Genomic DNA, 16,593 nt, shown 5'->3' with positions numbered 1-16,593 from the left:
GTGGTTCTCCCGGTCAAGGTTGTTTGAATTGGAACTTCCTGACGAGATCGAACGCTAGCCGAGTCGTTTGAATTCAAACAACCTGGCTTTGATGTGACGTGTGTCACGTTCTTGGTGGTTCAGTCGGCAGCCTCGCGCCGCGCACAGCGCCGCTGCCTCGACTGGACGACCACCGCGTCACACCCGCAGCCGCAGCCGCACTGGGGCAACGTCCGTCAGGCGTCGGAGTCGCGAAGGACGGTGTGGGCGAGGCGGCGGACGGCGTGCAGGCTGTCGCTGTCCGCCGGCACGGTCATCACCATGAGCAGCTGTTGTTCGTCGAGGGTCCGCAGCACCTGCCAGTCGAGGTCGTACTCGCCGGTCTCGGGGTGTGTGAGGCGCTTGGTGCCCACGGTCTCGTAGCTGGTGTGCTGTTCGGCCCACCATGTACGGAAGTCGGCGTCGGTGAGGGAGAGTTCGCCGATGAGCGAGGAGATCCTGGGTTCGCTGTGTCCGTCGGTGCTGACGCGGACGAAGCCGACACAGATGCGGGCGAGGGGTGCCCAGTCCGTGTAGCGTCCGCGGACCTGGGGGTCGAGGAAGAGCATGCGCAGAAAGTTGCGGTCTCGACGGGGCACCTGGGCGAAGTCCCGGAAGACCGCGGTGGCCAGTGGGTTCCAGGCCAGGATGTCCAGGTATTGGCCCAGGACGAGAGCGGGGCTGTCGCGCAGGTTGTCGAGCAGTTGCTGGAGCTGCGGGCGAACCCGTTCGGACCCGGTGTGCCTGCGCGTGTTCCGGTCGGGCTTGCCGGCGAGCTGGAAGAGGTAGGCGCGTTCGTCCTCCCCCAGCCGGAGGGCGGTGGCCAGGGCGTCCAGGACCGCCGTGGAGGCGCCCGCGAGGCGCCCTTGTTCGAGGCGCGTGTAGTAGTCGGTACTGATCGAGGCCAACTGCGCGACCTCTTCGCGGCGCAGACCGGGAACGCGACGTGCCTGCCCAGGCGCGGGCAGGCCCACGTCCGCCGGATCGAGGCGACTGCGGTGCGCTTTGAGGAATGCGGCGAGTTCCCCGGGACGGTCCGTGCGTGCGTTCATGCCCCTCATCGTCTCCCAGGGACGGACCGGGATGAAGGACCACGGCGAACCTAGGAAACTTCCTTCCCAGGAAAACTTTCTCCCCTGGTCAGAGCGTGTTCACCGTCGAATACTCATGGCCGAGCCCGAAAGAACTTCCCCCGAAAGGGAGTCAGTCATGCGTCTGGACATCTCCTTCGACAGTCACGGCAATCGCCTCACCGGCCACCTCTACCTTCCCGACACCCGCACCGGCGCCGTCCCGGCCGTCGTCGTGATCGGAGCCGCCTCCGGCACCAAGGAGCAGTCCCCCGCGGCCTACGGCACCCGTCTCGTCGAACTGGGGTACGCGGCCCTCACCTTCGACCACACCAGCTACGGCGACAGCGAGGGGATGCCCCGCTTCGACGAGAACCCGTACGCGAAGACCGAGGACATCAAGAACGCGGTCACCTTCCTCGTGGGCCGCGAGGAGGTGGACCGGGAGCGGATCGCGGCGGTCGGCGTGTGCGGTGGCGGCGGCTACGTGCCCTACGCCGCGGTCGCCGACCGGCGGATCAAGGCGGTCGCGACCGTCAGCGGACTGCCCGACCTGCGCGCCACCATCACCAGCGGCTACGCGGGTGACTGGCGTCAGACGATGGGGGCCGCCGCCGCGGCACGCGAGGCGTACGCCCAGGGCGCGGAACCGCACTACGTACCCTTCATGCCCGACGGTGACGGCGGTGAATGGGTCAACAACGGCAAGAAGTTCTACCTCAGCGACCGCAACCAGGACCCCGCCTGGAACAACAAGCTGCTGCTGTGGTCGTACGACAAGATGGCCCAGTTCTCCGCCCTGGACACCATCGAACTCCTCGCCCCCACCCCGCTGCTGCTCATCGCCGGTACCGAGGCCGAGACCCTCCAGCAGAGCGAGGCCGCCTACGCCGCAGCTCAGGAACCGAAGGAACTCTTCCTCATCGAGGGAGGCACGCACTTCGACTTCTACGACCTTCCCGAGTACGTCGACCCCGCCGTCACCAAGATCGACGGCTTCCTCCGGAAGATTCTCTGACCCTCACGGCAGCCGCCGCCCGCTCTCGTCCGTCCCGCCTGCGGACCGGCCCGTGCACGGCGGCGGTTGCCCGCACGGCGCCCGCCACTGCCGCCTCTCTCTGCGGCAGCAACCGCCACCTTCATGCTTTCACTCATCCCAGGAGGCCGTTCCCCCCCATGGGCGTCACTGCGCTGGAAAGCCTGGGCACAGGCAAATACCTACTCGTCACCAGCTACCGAAAGAACGGAAGTCCCGTTCCCACCCCCGTCTGGGTCGTACGCGATGGCGACACCCTCGGCATCTGGACCCCCGCCCTCTCTTACAAGACCAAGCGCATCCGCGCCCGCGGCGACATCCTCGTAGGTCCCTGCGATCTGCGAGGCAATCCGCTCGGAGACCAGGTCTCCGCCACGGCCGAGATCTGCGATGCCGAGACAACTGCCCGCTACCGCAAGCTCATCGCCGGTAAATACGGCATTGTGGGGCGCCTCACTCTCCTCAGCAGTCGTCTGCGCAACGGCACGCGCGGCTCCGTCGGCATCCGCATCACCCTGGACTCGCGGTGAACCGCCACCGGAAGCCGAGCAGGCACCCAAAGGAGCGTCTTGTCCTGAAGGGCTCGCTGCTCCAGGCGCCGCGCAGCGCGATGAGGAACTCGTCGGTGCGCGCGTAGCGGTCGGTCTTGACCAGATGGTCGCCGAAGCGGGCCTGCTCGTCGCGTTCGCCTCCCGTCACGACGTCGAGCAGCAGTCGGCCAGCGGAAAAGCGTTGGAGGGTACTGGCTTGCTGTGCGGCCAGGTTGGGGGAGGATCGGTGAGAGGCGGAGTCGCCGGCCGCGCGGGCCTGCAGCCGCTGGTCGAGGGCTACGTCGCGTGAGAGGCGGCCGGTCTTCCGGGCGCGGGCCGCGCGGTCCTTGCTCTCCTGGCCTGGCAGGCGTACGAACCCTCCCTCGCACATCGTGGTCCGCCGAGTGCCCTCGACGAGGTCATCGTTGGCCACCCGGTGCTCGTCGACCAGCTGGTCAAGGGCGCCGACGGTCGTGACCGCGGCGAGCGCGACGCCGTGCTCGGCCAGCAGCAGGTCCAGCCCGGCGATCGCCAGCGAGACGAGTCCGGCGTCCTCCAGGCTCGCCTCCGGACGCAGCGCGTCCTCGTCCCTCTGCAGCGGGCCGGCCAGGATGGTCTTCAGCGTCTGATTCACCTGCCTGCCTCCAGTCGGTGTGAGCGGTCGGGCAGGGCGGCCATGCGGGGCTCGTCGGGCCAGTTGCGGGTGGTGGCCAGCAGGCTGTGACCGAACACTTCAGCGCCTGGCCGGAGCCGTCGGGCAGAACGCCTCACCACCTCCGTCCCGCTCTCCGCCGCAAGTGCCTGTTGTGACACGAGGGTTGACGGTGCTCCGAGGCCGCCTCTAAATTCACGACTTGTAAAAAGCGCTGAATGAATTGTGTCCGCCCCTTCGACCGTTCACCGCAGTCGCATCAGCCTCCCGTGTTCGGAACGCCCCGTCCGGTCCCGCGCCTGTCCCGCACGCCCGGCGCTGGACGGTAAGTGACATCGGCTCGCGCCGCGCGGCAGCCGACATCCCCCCACCCGATCAGGAGTTTCCGTGCCTCTGAGACACCCACACTGGCGGCGGCTGCGGACGCGAACCGTCGGCCCCGCGATCCGCAGCCGCCGGGCCAAGCTCGCGATGACCGCGGCGGCGGTCGGCGCACTGCTCGCACCCGTCGCTGTGACCACGGTGAACGCACCGTCGGCGCAAGCGGCCGCTGCTCCCGTTCAGCTGTACTTCAGCTCGGAGTCGACTGCCTCGGGATTCGGCCCTGCCAACGCGAACTGGTTCTCCAACCCGGCCGCGGGCCTTGCCGCGACCCGGTACCAGTTGTCGCGGCAGGCCGACCTGACCGTGTCCACCGCGTCGGGGACGGCCACCATCACCGCCGACACGTCGACCCGGTTCCAGTCAGTCCTGGGCGTAGGTTCCTCGCTGGAGGAGTCCACGATCTACAATCTGTCCCGGATGACCCCCGCGGCCCGTACGGCGGCGCTGCGCAAACTCGTCGACCCGGTCAACGGCGCCGGCTTCAACATCGCCCGGATCGCGCTGGGTTCGAGTGACTTCACCGCGCGGCAGTTCTACACCTACGACGACGGCGCGGCCGACCCGAGCCTGTCGCGGTTCTCCATCCAGAAGGACATCGACTACAACATCATCTCGGTCCTCAAGGAAGCCAAGGCGATCAACCCCAACCTGCTGTTGTTCGGCAGCGTGTGGAGTCCGCCGGCCTGGATGAAGAGCAACAACAGCCTGATCGGCGGCACCCTCCCCGACGCGAACATCCCCGTGCTCGCCACCTACCTGCGCAAGGCCGTCACCGCCTACGCGGGCCAGGGGCTGCCGCTGTACGCCGTCACGATGCAGAACGAGCCCCTGTTCTCGCCGCCGGACTACCCGGGCATGACGCTCACCGCCGACCAGGAACGCAGGATCGCCACCGCGCTGCGCACCGAGCTGAACAACAACGGCGCCTCGACCACCAAGATCTGGACCTACGACCACAACTTCGGTGACGGTCCCGCCTTTGCCGCAGGTGTCCTCGGCAGCCCCGGCTCGCCCAGCAGCGCGTTCAACTCGGTCGACGGCGTCGCCTTCCACGACTACGGCGGGGACCCGTCCGCCATGGCGCAGGTCAAGGCGAGCTACCCGACCAAGGACGTGGCCATGACCGAGCGTGCCGTATGGGGCACCGCGGGCGCGGACCGGATCGTCCAGTACTTCCGCAACCAGTCGATCATGTACCAGGACTGGGTCACCATGCTCGACCAGAACCGCAGCCCCGAGCAGTGGTCCGGCGCACCCGACCCGACCATGCTCATCCAGTCGCCGAGCAACCCGGACACGTACTGGGCACTGCCCGAATACAATTTCGTCAGCCAGTTCTCGAAGTTCGTCGCCCGCGGTGCCACCCGGGTTCAGACGAACAACGGCAACAGCGGCAGCGTCACCAATGTCGCCTTCCTCAACCCCGACGGCAGCCTGGTGACCGTCGTCGTCAACCAGACGGCGTCCAACCAGCCCGTCACGCTGCGCGTCGGCGGCCGGCAGATCAGCAGCACGCTGCCCGCGAAGACGGTGGGCACGTACATCTGGCCCGACGTCGGATCGGGCACCTCAGGTCCGATCGACCCGGCCAAGTGGTACACGGTCACCAACATCAACAGCGGCAAGTGCGTGGATGACACGGCCGGTTCGACCGCCAACGGCGCCGCCGTCCAGCAGTGGGCGTGCGTGCCGGGCAGCACCAACCAGCAGTGGCAGTTCCAGCCCACCGACAGCGGCTACTACCGGGTCGCCAGCCGCAACGCGGCCAACGCCAGCTGGGACGTCACCGGTGGTGCGGGCGCCGCGAGCGGGGCGAAGATCCAGCTCTGGTCCTACGGCGGCGGCACCAACCAGCAGTGGAAGCCGGTCCCCGGGACGGGCGGCACGTACACCCTGACGCCGCGGAGCAATCCGGCCCAGTGCCTGGACGTCACGGATGTCTCAACCGCCGACGGCGCCCGCCTCCAGCAGTGGACCTGCTCCAGCGGCAACGCGGCCCAGTCCTTCACCCTCACTCCCCAGTAGTCCTCCGGGCCCGACGCCACCCGGTGTCCCCGGCACTCCAGGTGCCGGGGACACCGGGCTGACCCATGAACCGCCGTCCCCGCCAGCCAGCAGGCCGGGAGTGAGCCCTCAACGTAAAGGACCGTCTCCTCCGACCAGCCGCGCACGCCGGTCGTGTTGTTGGTCAAGAGGAACCAGACGATTTGGGGTGGAACAGGAACGACCGCGTAAGCCGAACTGGGCCCGGTGCGGTCGCCGGTCCAGACGATGCCGACGCGTCCGGGTTCAATGCGGGCGTACGCGGCGGAGACGGCGGACGGCCGTACGCGTGAGCCATGTGTCCGGCGGTCATGAGCCCGGCCAGGCCGCCGTGCCTCGCGCCGATATGGGTGATGACGATGGGGACGGCCTTCGCGTACCGCACGGGGTCCGGGTGATGTCCGGCGCCGTCGACGACGGCGCCGCCTCCCGTTCGCTGCAGAAGAGCCTGGACGACGAGAAGTTCACGGTCCCGCAGCTCCAGGCGGCGCTGAAGAAGATGCTGGAGGACACCGCGTCGGCGGAGCCGGACGGCTGGCTCACCGCCGAGGGCTGGAACTTCGCGGGACTGCAGCCCGCCGGGACCGCGCCCCACCACAGCATGCTGGACGCGCTGCCGACCCGCCGGCCCGACCGACGGCAGGATCGTGCGCGGTGCCGACGGCTCGGCCACCGGCCTGCTCAAGGACGGGGCTCAGGATCCCGTCCGCCCGCTGATCCCCGGCCCCGGCCGGGACGCGCTGCTGCCGGCAGCACGGCAAGGGGTGAGAAGCCGGAGCCGGGGCCCGGGGGGCGTTCGCGTGTGCCCCGTCCGCCGAGAAATAACTCATATTTTGTGCGCTTGTAGGGCTCATGTAAGGGAATCACCTGTCGGTGAGAGGGCGGCACAGTGCTCGGCGCGGAGCCGGGCCAGGGTTCGCCGGCCGCGTTCGACCAGCTCGGGGTCACCGTGGGCGGCGCCGTAAGCGATCCCGCTCACGGAATCGAGCGCTGCGTCGATGAGGAGGCGGGCCTGTTCGGCGGCGGTCAGGGACCTGCCGTACCCGGCCAGGAACGCCTCGAAGAGGTCGTCGCGGCCAGCCCAGGCGTCGGACAGGCGAACCAGATCCCGTACGGCCGGCCCCGGCTCGCTGCGCTCGAGGTCGATCACCGCCAGTAAGACCTCACGGTCGTCCGTCTTGTCGGCTGCGTCGGGGGTGGCGAGGATGTTGCGGAGCTGGAAATCTCCGTGGGTCTCCACCCACTCCAGTGGTGGCAGGTCCTCGGCCTGCCGGACGAGTTCGCGGACGAACTCCTCATCGCCCTGCTGCAGATGAGACCGCGCCCCGGCCAGGTGCCGGTCGGCGTTGGCCACGGCCGGGCCGCTGCCGGCGGGAGCGGGCCGTGGGGGAGAGGACTGGTGGATGCGGCGGGCCAGCGCCCCGATCCGGTGGAAGACCTTCCTCTCCCGCTCCGGGGCGAGAACGGCGCCGTGCAGCGGGCGGCCCGGCACCGCGGTGAGGACCACCGCCCGCAGGGACTCGTCGGCGGCGACCAGCCGGGGGGCGGCCGCCCCCAGCCCAGGTGCCCACGTCCGTAGCCCCCGCACTTCCCTGCCGTGGAACCGCTCGCTCTGGTGCACCTTCACATACCAAGTGCCGCCCTGGACGCCGTGGACCCGCCACACCCGGCTCTCCTCGCGCGCCCACGACGTATCCGTCCACTGCGCGATCCCTCCGACCGCCCGCTCCGCAAACTCCATGACCGCAGCGTCGGGGCGGGCCGCAGATGTCTGGCCGGTCACGTCCGGCACGATGAGCAGCCGGTCGGCACAGGGGTCGAAGGCGATGCTGTCGCCGGGCAGTTGGAAGTGCAGGGCGAGCCGCGCGCCAGCGCTGTAGGCGTCCAGGCCCGCACGGCAGTACGCCACCACTGGGGCGGGCAGGGCGGCAAGGGGTGCCCAGTCCATCGCGTCGCAGACGTCCGGCTCGGCAATCTCCGGCTCGCCCTTCCACCGCCGGACCTCGAAGAAGTGCCCGGTACGACTGGCGCCTCCGGGGCCGCGGTGGTGCACAGTCACGGCGGCCCGCACGTCGGCCGGGTCGATGACGACACCGGTCTCCTCCCGCGCCTCGCGGATCAGGGCGGTGACCACGTCCTCGTGCGGACCGTCCAGATGTCCCGACGGTAGGTGCCACAGGCCGGCGGCGTACACCTGCCCGGCCCGCCGGGACAGCAGAACCTGCGGCCCGTCGGCGGTCTCCCGGCGCAGGATCAGGTGGACGTACCGGCTCGGTGTGCCGCTGCTCGCTGCTCATCGCGCTTCCTCCGGACGCCGGGCGAGCAGAACCCTGAACGTCGCTTCCTCGACCAGAGACCCGTCCACCACGTGCGCGTGGAGCAGGGCGAGGGCTTCGTCCTCGAACGCCTGGTGCCCCCCTGCGAAGAGCTCGGGAGCGGCGAACGACGTGGGGCGCAGGTAGCCGAGCACCTTGTGCGGCGCCCAGGCGCGGGGCACCGGGAACAGGTGCTCGGTGACGTCATTGAAGGCCGAGTCGGCGAGGTCCTCCTCGTACGAGCGGCGGGGCTCCGCGTAGGCACGGCGGGTGCCCGCCCGGCGCTCGGCGCCCAGGTAGCGCTGGATCAATTCGCGCAGCGCACGGGTCCAGTCGGCGTCGTGGGTCCACAGGCTCCCGTCGCCCATGATCACCACTGCGCCGCCCGGTGTGGCGACCCGGTCGGCCATCTCCAGGACCGCCTCACCGTTCATCCAGTGGTAGGACCGGCAGAAGGTCATCAGGTCCGGGCCGGATTCCGGTTCGCCTGGCAGCGTCGCGAGCGGCTCGTAGGCGTCGGCCGCCGCATGGACCAAGGTGAGGGTGCGGTGGCCGAGCACGGGGGTGAGGGCCTGCCTGGCCTGATGCAGCATCTGCGGGCTGACGTCGACGGCTCCGATGTGCGTCAGCTCAGCGCCGGCGGACAGAAGCGCGAGGGGCACCTGCCCGGTGCCCAGGTCGAGCAGCACCGGGGACGGCCGGCCCCGCAGCGTGCCGGCGAGCAGGCGCAGCGCCGCCTCCGGCAGGCCGGGGCGGTGGCGGGCGTAGGCCAACGCCGCGCCCTCGAACAAGGTCTCCTGCTCCGGTGCAAGGCCCGGAAGGGGCCCGTCGGGGTAGGTCACGGGGTGGCTCCCTCATCGCGCGGGTGGGGGGTGGGTAGCTGCCAGGACAGGCGTCGGCATTCGGACGCCGCGCGCTGCCCGCCGTCCGCGTCGAAGTAGAGGCGGTAGCGGTCGGGGGAGCGTGCGGCCCGCCACCGGTCGGCGAGGTCCTGGATCTCTTTCCAGATGTCCCGCGGCCCTCGGACGGTGACATTCCAGCGCCGGTGGCCCACCGGCTCCGCGCGCATCCAGGATCCGCAGCCAGGTGCGCCGATCGCCAGGTGCTCAGACCCGAAGTCCCGCACCAGACCGCCTCCGAGGAGATGGTCGGCCGCCAGCCAGAATCCGCGGTCGCTGTCCGCGGGCGGCGCCAGCTTGCTCCGCTGGGTCCAGGTGCCGGGCTCGGTCGCCATACGCTGCCGGATCTCCTCGTTGAGCCAGATCCGCGCCATGCCGTACCCAGCGCGGTGGGCGAACTCCACGGCCCGCAGCTCTGCCGTGATCCGCCCGTCGGCGGTGCGTCCGACGACAGCGAGGCCGGGCCACGACGGGGACGCGCTGGTCACGTGCGCCAGCAGCTTGCCGTCGGGCGCGAGCTGCTCGACCAGGGCCGTCGGCACGTGCTCCACCGTGTACGACACGAAGATCCGATCGAACTCCCGCCCTGGAACGCCCTGTTCGCCCGATCCGCACACCACCTGCGGCCGGAAGCCGAGGCCGGCCAGCCGGGCAGCTGCCGCGTCGGTGAGGTGACGGTCCCGGTCGAGCGTCATCACCCCCCGGTCGCCACAGACCTGACAGGCCACCGCGGCGGTCGCCCCCGCGCCCGTCCCCACGTCCAGCACGCGCAGACCCGGGCGCAGATCCAGCTCTTCCAGCAGCGAGGCGGTCAAGCCCATCACCGTCGACATCGACGTGATCGACGCCCCCGACCGCGTCCCCCGTGTCCGATCCAGCAGCGGCTCCCCGTCGTGCTGGACGAGCACACTGGCCCCGCCGTACAGCAGCCCGAGGAGCTCGGGGCGGTCCTGCGGCGCCGACCAGTCCAGCAGATCCCACCGCGGCGGCTCCTTGCCCGGGGCACTGCGCCGTACGTACGCCTGCGGCATCAGCACTTCACGGGGCAGTGCGAGGAGGGCGTCGCGGACCGGGCCCGGCCGCAAAGACCCCTCCTCCTCTAGCCGGGCGACCATCACCGCTCGCGCGGCTGCCGGATCCGCTTGCGCATCCGTCGGCGTGGCCCCGCCGACCGGTCCGGCGGCGGGACAGATGTCCAGAGTGCTCATCGCTCGCCCCAGCCGTCCTCGGAGTACGGGCGCCCCCGGAAGATTCCGTCGATCGCCCGTCGGGTGTACGGCACGACTGCGGCCGGAAGTTTCTGCGGCTCCCACCAACGCCACTCCACGCACCGGTCGGGCTCCAGGACCTCCGGGTCGCCGGTCCAGGAGCGAGCCTGGAAGACGAGCGCGATCCTGGGCCGCACGTGGGGGGAGCCGACATGGTGCACCGTGTGGACGAGGTCGACGTCCTCGGGCGCGATGGTGATGCCTGCTTCCTCCTTCGCTTCCCGGACCAGGCAGTCGATCGCGGCTTCCCGCTCGCAGTGGCCGGCCAGGAAGTGCCAGGTGTCCGGCGCGAAGGCGGAATCCGGGTGGCGCAGGCCGAGGAGGATCCGACCGTGGTCGTCCTGGAGATGGAGGTGGACACCAACGATGTGCGGCTCGGTCCCCGGCGGGGCCTCCTCGGGCAGCGGATCGGTGTCGTCCGGCGGTCCCTCGTTCGCGGGGTGCTCGGCCGCGTGGCGCCGGATCAGCTCCCCGAGCCCGGGGCTCAGGCGTAGCCGGTCGAGCATGTCCACAGTGCACCACGTCAGCAGGACACCTTCGCGGAGATCCACCGCCCCGGCATCCCCACTCCAGCGCCCGGCATAGACGCTGGTGGGCACCGCCAGGCCGTCAACGCTCGTCGCCTCCTGGACGGCAAACGGCATCAGTTCCGCGGGCACCAGACCCGGCACCTCCTCGGCAAGCTCACGTCGTAGTGTCGCATCGGGGCCGGCATCGTCCCGCGACCGTTTGCCTCCCACGAGGGCCAGCACCCAGGGCTCCCACACGCCTTCCCGGTCATCTCGTAGATGAAGGAGGTACCGGCCGGCTCCGTCATGGATCAGGGCGCTGGCGCTGACGGGCTCCGGGCACCCGTCGAGGCCGTCCGCCTCGGCGGCCAGGAGCTTGGCCCGAAGTGTCGGAGATCGCACGTCGGCGTACGGGAGCCACCGAGCCCCGGCGACTTCGTCGTCCCGCAGAGCGAGCGCGGGCGGTTGCTCGGCGGTGAGGTAGAACGCGAAGCGGACATCGAAGTGCTGGTGAGCGGGCTCGCCCTTGGCCGGATTGGCGTCAATCTCATGGACGTCCACGTCGATCGGCTCGGCGAGGAACTGCGGGGTCAGGCACAGGTCACCGGGGCGCAATCCGGCCTCCTCGCACACCTCGCGTACGGCCGCGGCCAGGAGCGTACGGTCCTCCTCCTCAACGTGGCCGCCGGGGCAAAGTCGCAGCCCTGTCATCCGATGGCCGATGTGGAGCACCCGGCGGTCGCGGTCGATGACCACGGCGCTGCAGGTCACGTGGCCGGGCAGCGTGGCGCGGCTGGACGGCTCCTCGACGGTGTCGAGGAGAGCCAGCAGCCCTTCCAGGGAAGGTCGTTCCGCGGCATGCCGGCTGAGATAGGTGTCGATGGTCGCGCGGATATCAGAGCGGGAGGGCGGCACGTGGTCACCTCGGGACGTGTGGGGCGGGATGTACGGGCGGGGGAGGGAAGGGCGCGCCTGACGGAGGGCTCGCCGATGACGGCTCCGGGCTGGGGGCCGTGTCCGGGTTCGTCCTTACGGGCCGCCTTCCGAGGAGCGGTCGTGCCGCACATCCACGGCGACTGCGGGATGGGGGACGGTCGGCCCCGACGGCGTGGGAGGTGTGACGGACTCGGCTGAAGGAGAAGCCACGGCGGGCGCGCTGGGCATGTCCAGCAGACTGCGCAGCGGGGAGCGGTAGAGAACCATGAGGGGGACGAGGAGGAGGCAGGTGCCGGCGACCAGGGTTGGGCGCACGCCGATCCAGGTGCCGAGTCCGCCGGCGAGGAGCGCGGCTGCCGGCCGTGCACCGGAGGTGAGCCAGGTACTCACGGCCTGCATCCGGGCCTGCATGCCGTCGGCGGTGACGACCTGGCGAATGGTGCGCTGGGTCGTCCCCGCGGCCGCGGCACAGACCAGCTGAAGGAACAGCGCACCACCGATGGCGAACTGCCAGACCAGGCCCGGGGAGGCGAGGAGTAATGGGATCTGAGTGAGCGGGGTGATCGCTAGTGCGGCGAGCATCATCGGCCCGGGCCCGTACCGGGCCGCGAGCGAGGGGGCGGCCAGAGCGCCGGCCGCCGCGCCCAGGGCTGCGATGCCCAGGACCACGCCGAAGGCGGTCGCGCCCATGGCGAGGGACCGGAGCAGGTACAGCGCCCACAAGGTATTGAGGAGCGCCAGGGCAAACGACGTCGTCGCGTTGACGAGGGTCAGGGTGCGCAGCCGGTGGTCGCCGTTCACGTAGCGCAGGCCCTCACCGATCTCGGTGTGCAGACGCCGGACTTCCGCTGCCGGCCGGGCGCATTCGGGGGCTTGGACGCGGGCGGTGCACCAGGCGCTGACAAGGTAGGACAGAACATCCCCGAGAAGCGCCCGGGCCGGGCCGAGGAGCGTGGTCAGGGCGGCGCCGAGGTTGCTGCCCGCGGTGGCGGCGACGGCGAAGAGGCTGCCGACGCGGCTGTTGCTCCGCTGGAGCAGGGACCGGTCGACCAGGCTGGGCAGGAGACTGATCGCGGCGGCATCGTGCAGCACCCCCGCCGCGCCTTGCACGGCCGCGACCACCATCAGCTGGGTCAGGGACAGCCGGTCGAGCGCGGCCGCCACCGGCACGCTGGCCAGCGCGGCGGCGTTGACCAGGTCGCCAGCGATCATCTGCCTCCGTTTGGAGTGTCGATCAGCGAGAGCCCCGGCGGGCAGGGCCAGCAGTGCGGGCGGCAGTTGGCCCAGGAACGTCAGCCAGGCGACCTCGGCGGTGGTCGCGTCCAGTTCGAGCACCGCCAGCACGGGGATCACCACGCTGCTGATCGAACTGCCGGTCACGCTGGCTGCCTGCCCGGTCAGGTAGCGGCGGAAGGTGCGGTGCCGCCACAACGACGGCCGGGTGCTGGGAGAGAAGGAGTCAGTGGAGGAGGTCATGGAGCATCTCCTCGGCTTCCGGCAGGCGCTCGCACAGTTCGGCCATGGCCGCCTGCCGGTTGCGGCCGTACGCGTCGAGTTCGGGGGTGACGGCGGCCGGGTCGTCGACGGCCTCGGACAGGGGATACACCGAGCAGGCCAGGTACCCGGCGGCAAGGCGGGGCACGGCGAGGAGCTCTTCGGTCGGCAACGCCGGGTTGGCTGCCCGGTAGGCAGCGACAGCTTCGGCGAGGCCGGTGAGCCACTGCGGCTCTGCAAGAACCGTGCGTGGGTCCAGGACGATCCGCCCGAGCTCCCAGGCGGGGCTGCGGTGACCGGGCGGCCGGAAGTCGATCAATGCCGCCACCTGCTGCCCGCGAAGGAGCAGGTTGGGCGAGGCCAGGTCTCCGTGGACGGTCTGCACCGTCAACGTCGTCGGCAGCCCTTTGACCATGGCGGCCACGGCAGGCAGCGCGTCGAGCCGCTGGGCGGCGGTCTCCCGTGCCCAGGCGGGAAATCCCGAGGTAGGCGGCCTCTTGGCGAAGAGGGCGAGCAGCCGGTCAAGGCGCTGCCGGGCCCGCTTCACGTCGCAGACTTCCCAGGGGGGCACACGGCGCGGAGACCCGGCCGGGTGCCGGGCCAGGGTCCGGTGCAGGCACCCGACGGTCTCGCCCACCGCGGCCCACCGGTCGCCGGACAGGCCGCCCTCCGCCGTCTCCGTGTCCTCGACGAACGCCGCGACCGACACCGCCGTGTCGCCGGCGGCCGCGATGAGGTCACCTTCCAGGGTCTTGCGCACTACCGGCACCGGGATCCGGCCGAGCCGCGCGAACTCGCCGAGCTTGAGCGCCTGGCGCTCCGCGTCCAGATCGGTGCCCGCCGGGTAGGTCTTCACGAACCACCGGGCTCCGTCGCTGTCCCGGGCCACGTAGTTGCGAGTGGCGGTCCCCGCAGGACCTTCGCCGACCAAGGTCGGGACGATCCGGTAGAACAGCGTCAGGATCCCCGCCACGACCATCACGTCCGACTCTGAGCCGTTCATCGCGGCGCCCCCGGTCGGCCGGAGGGAGACAGCAGCTGGCGCAGTGCTCGGGCATCCGCCTGCAGCTGCTCCTCGTCCCGCAGTCCTAGATCGAGCGCGTCAAAGGGGAGCGGGCCGCCCGGCGCCGGGTCCGTTCCGGCTTCACGTCGCGGAACGCAGTGCCAGTGGGCGTGCGGGATCTGGTTCCCCAGCAGCAGGTGGTTCGTCTTCAGCGGCTCGTGGAGCGCCTCCACCGCGCGGCCCAGGGCCAGGACGTCGCGCCAGAAGGCGGCCGCCTCCTCCTCGTCCAGCTCGGTGGGTTCGGTGACATGACGGCCGGTGTAGATCACGACGGCATACGCGCGGACGTGGCCGCTGCGCCACAGGTAGGGGTTGCTGACCTCCCCGCGCCGTACAAGCAGGCCCCAGCCGATGTCGTCGGCGTCGAAGTCGTTCTGGCACATCGGGCAGCCAGGGCCGACCCGGAGCGCGATGAAATCCGTTGGCCAGACGCTGCTGGCCGGCGAGTGCGCGGACTGGGCCTGAGGGTCGGGGATCATGCTGCCTCCCCGGTGGTGCGCCGCTGGAGTTCCCAAAGAGAGCGGAACAGCCCCGGCTCGCGGGTGAGCTGCGCATAGGTCCCCTCCTGCACCAGGCGTCCCTCGTCGAGGACGACGATGCGGTCGGCCACAGCGACATTGGTGAGCCGGTGCGTGATCAGGAGAATGGCCCGGTCCTTGGCCAGCTCCCGCAGTCCGGTGAAGACGTGGTGCTCAGCTCGGGCGTCGAGGGCGGCCGTGGGCTCGTCCATCACCAGCAGGGCCGCGTCGCGGTGGAAGGCCCGGGTGAGCACGACGCGCTGCCACTGCCCGCCGGACAGCTGCTGGCCGCCGAACCACTCGGAGGTCAACAGGGTGTCGAGGCCGGACCGGAGAGCGGGCAGCATGTCGGCGGCTCCGGACGCCGCGCAGGCCGCCAGGACGGCGGCGTCACTGCGGTCGCCCTGCCCGAAGGTGATGTTGTCCCGCAGGGTCAGCGGCAGGTACGTGTACCTCTGCGGGGCCAGGGCGACGTGTTTCCAGGCCTTCCAGGGCTCCATCTCGGTCGTGCTCGTGTGGTCCCAGGCCACCTCGCCGGAGGTGGGCAGGAGCAGGCCGCAGAGCAGCCGGGACAGCGTGGACTTCCCCGATCCGTTCTCTCCGACCAGGGCCACGATCTCGCCGCGCCGTACCTGCAGCGACACCCCGCTCAGGCTGTCCCGCTCGGCGCCGTCGTATCGGTAGGTGACATCGCGGACCTCGAACCGCTCCGGGGCCGCGGACAGCGTCTTCGTCCCACGCGAGCCGACCATGGCCTGGCCGTGGGCGTTGTCGAGGAAGTTCTGCCAGTCCTGCACGTACCAGCCGGTGCGCACCAGCCGGGCGCCGCCGTTGATGATGCCGCGGACGGATCCGGTCGCCGTCTGGAGGGCGAAGACCGCGCCTCCTCCGGCCGCCAGGTCCATGCGCCCGGAGGCCAGGAGCCACAGCAGCGCAGCCCACACCGCGGCCGAGGCCACCCCGCCGGCGGCCGCGCCCGCGAGGCCCATCCACGCGCCCGTATCCGCGGCCTTGCGTTCGGCGGCGTTGACCGAGGCGGCGAGCCGCCGATACCGGCCGAGGAGGAACGGGCCGGCCAGGCAGGCGCGCATCTCCTCGCTGGACTCCATGTAGGCCATGTGCCAGCGCAGCTTGTGCAGCATCCGGCGCCGACCCGAGGTCTCCAGACCGGCCAGGTACACCACGCGTGCGGCCCGCACGTAGGCGGCCGCCTGGGGCAGGCACGCCAGCAGCAGCAAGGGGAGGAGGAGCGGGTGGATCACGGCGAGGACGGTGGCTCCGGCCGCGAGGGTCGCGGTGGCGGCCAGCACGTCCTGGGCTTCCTCCACGAGGTCTGGGGTGACCTGGGAGCCGCGGTCGGCGATGTCGTAGAAGTCGTTGTAGCCGGGCTGATTGTTCGCGGCGAGCTCGGCGCCGAGCGCCGCCTCGATCATGGTGAGTTCCGCGGCCCCAGCCAGGAAGGGCCGCAGCCGCCCGGTCAGCCACGTCACCGTGATGCCCAGCAGAGCGCGAAGGCCGGTCGCCGCTGCGATGACGGCCAGCTGTGGGGCCGCCTCCCGCAGCCGGTCGGAGATGTCGCCGGAGGAGATCAGCGCGGTCAGGGTCCCGGTGACGGCCAGCAGGCCCAAGGCCGCGAGCACGCCGGTGCCGACCTGGCAGGCCAGCAGGCCGGCCGTCGCGACCCGGTCGACCCGCCAGGCCATCTTCAACGAGCGCAGCACCAGCGCGGGCAGGCGCCGCGCCATCGTGACGGTCGTCATCTGCGCGCCAGCCTGAAGCCGAGAGGTATCCCGGTAGAGGAACTCCTCCTCCTGCGGCGTGCTCACAGCATCCTCCGGAGGGCCCGCCTCCGACGCGC

The 16,593-nt window shown here is 70.8% G+C and carries 12 protein-coding genes and 1 pseudogene; 3 read left to right on the top strand and 10 right to left on the bottom strand.

Annotation, left to right across the window (positions count from 1 at the left end):
• Positions 1-215: 215 nt before the first annotated feature.
• Complete coding sequence (locus ACIQPQ_RS10880) at positions 216-1,070, bottom strand: helix-turn-helix transcriptional regulator (RefSeq protein WP_401302468.1); 855 nt, start codon at positions 1,068-1,070, stop codon at positions 216-218.
• 157 nt (positions 1,071-1,227) lie between these two features.
• On the opposite strand from ACIQPQ_RS10880, the gene ACIQPQ_RS10875 reads away from it, so the two are divergent.
• Both ACIQPQ_RS10875 and ACIQPQ_RS10870 read left to right on the top strand, forming a co-directional pair.
• Entirely contained in the window at positions 1,228-2,106 is an 879-nt protein-coding gene (locus ACIQPQ_RS10875) for an alpha/beta hydrolase (RefSeq protein WP_401302467.1), read from the top strand.
• A 158-nt stretch (positions 2,107-2,264) separates the two neighbouring features.
• A complete protein-coding gene (locus ACIQPQ_RS10870) occupies positions 2,265-2,654 on the top strand; it encodes a PPOX class F420-dependent oxidoreductase (RefSeq protein ID WP_401302465.1) in 390 nt (129 codons plus the stop codon).
• A 46-nt stretch (positions 2,655-2,700) separates the two neighbouring features.
• On the opposite strand, the pseudogene ACIQPQ_RS10865 reads toward ACIQPQ_RS10870, so the two are convergent.
• A pseudogene (locus ACIQPQ_RS10865) lies at positions 2,701-2,895 on the bottom strand (LLM class flavin-dependent oxidoreductase); the annotation flags it as partial.
• A 798-nt stretch (positions 2,896-3,693) separates the two neighbouring features.
• Between ACIQPQ_RS10865 and ACIQPQ_RS10860 the strand changes: the two are divergent.
• Complete coding sequence (locus tag ACIQPQ_RS10860; RefSeq protein ID WP_401302463.1) at positions 3,694-5,715, top strand: RICIN domain-containing protein; 2,022 nt, start codon at positions 3,694-3,696, stop codon at positions 5,713-5,715.
• 868 nt (positions 5,716-6,583) lie between these two features.
• Here the strand turns inward: ACIQPQ_RS10860 and ACIQPQ_RS10855 are convergent.
• The 8 genes from ACIQPQ_RS10855 to ACIQPQ_RS10820 all read right to left on the bottom strand — a co-directional run bounded on the left by ACIQPQ_RS10855 (position 6,584) and on the right by ACIQPQ_RS10820 (position 16,495).
• Positions 6,584-7,984 carry a phosphotransferase gene (locus ACIQPQ_RS10855; RefSeq protein ID WP_401302686.1) on the bottom strand — a complete coding sequence of 467 codons (1,401 nt, stop codon included), beginning with the start codon at positions 7,982-7,984 and terminating at the stop codon, positions 6,584-6,586.
• Positions 7,985-8,026: 42 nt separating this feature from the next.
• Positions 8,027-8,890 carry a class I SAM-dependent methyltransferase gene (locus ACIQPQ_RS10850; RefSeq protein ID WP_401302461.1) on the bottom strand — a complete coding sequence of 288 codons (864 nt, stop codon included), beginning with the start codon at positions 8,888-8,890 and terminating at the stop codon, positions 8,027-8,029.
• Complete coding sequence (locus ACIQPQ_RS10845) at positions 8,887-10,032, bottom strand: methyltransferase domain-containing protein (protein WP_401302460.1); 1,146 nt, start codon at positions 10,030-10,032, stop codon at positions 8,887-8,889. Before ACIQPQ_RS10845 ends, ACIQPQ_RS10850 begins: the two co-directional genes overlap by 4 nt.
• Before the next feature lie 119 nt (positions 10,033-10,151).
• Entirely contained in the window at positions 10,152-11,639 is a 1,488-nt protein-coding gene (locus ACIQPQ_RS10840; protein ID WP_401302457.1) for an NUDIX domain-containing protein, read from the bottom strand.
• A gap of 114 nt (positions 11,640-11,753) precedes the next feature.
• Positions 11,754-13,136 carry an MFS transporter gene (locus tag ACIQPQ_RS10835; RefSeq protein ID WP_401302455.1) on the bottom strand — a complete coding sequence of 461 codons (1,383 nt, stop codon included), beginning with the start codon at positions 13,134-13,136 and terminating at the stop codon, positions 11,754-11,756.
• Positions 13,120-14,157, bottom strand: coding sequence for a phosphotransferase enzyme family protein (locus ACIQPQ_RS10830; RefSeq protein ID WP_401302453.1), 1,038 nt, complete (start codon positions 14,155-14,157; stop codon positions 13,120-13,122). The genes ACIQPQ_RS10835 and ACIQPQ_RS10830 overlap by 17 nt, the downstream gene beginning before the upstream one ends.
• Positions 14,154-14,600 carry an HIT family protein gene (locus ACIQPQ_RS10825; RefSeq protein ID WP_401302452.1) on the bottom strand — a complete coding sequence of 149 codons (447 nt, stop codon included), beginning with the start codon at positions 14,598-14,600 and terminating at the stop codon, positions 14,154-14,156. Before ACIQPQ_RS10825 ends, ACIQPQ_RS10830 begins: the two co-directional genes overlap by 4 nt.
• A 92-nt stretch (positions 14,601-14,692) precedes the next feature.
• Positions 14,693-16,495, bottom strand: a complete 1,803-nt coding sequence (locus tag ACIQPQ_RS10820; protein ID WP_401302450.1) for an ATP-binding cassette domain-containing protein — start codon at positions 16,493-16,495, stop codon at positions 14,693-14,695.
• Between the last annotated feature and the right edge of the window lie 98 nt (positions 16,496-16,593).

The organism is Streptomyces sp. NPDC091281 (assembly GCF_044757425.1).
Lineage (GTDB): Bacteria > Actinomycetota > Actinomycetes > Streptomycetales > Streptomycetaceae > Streptomyces.
This window is presented reverse-complemented; position numbering and strand designations above follow the sequence as displayed.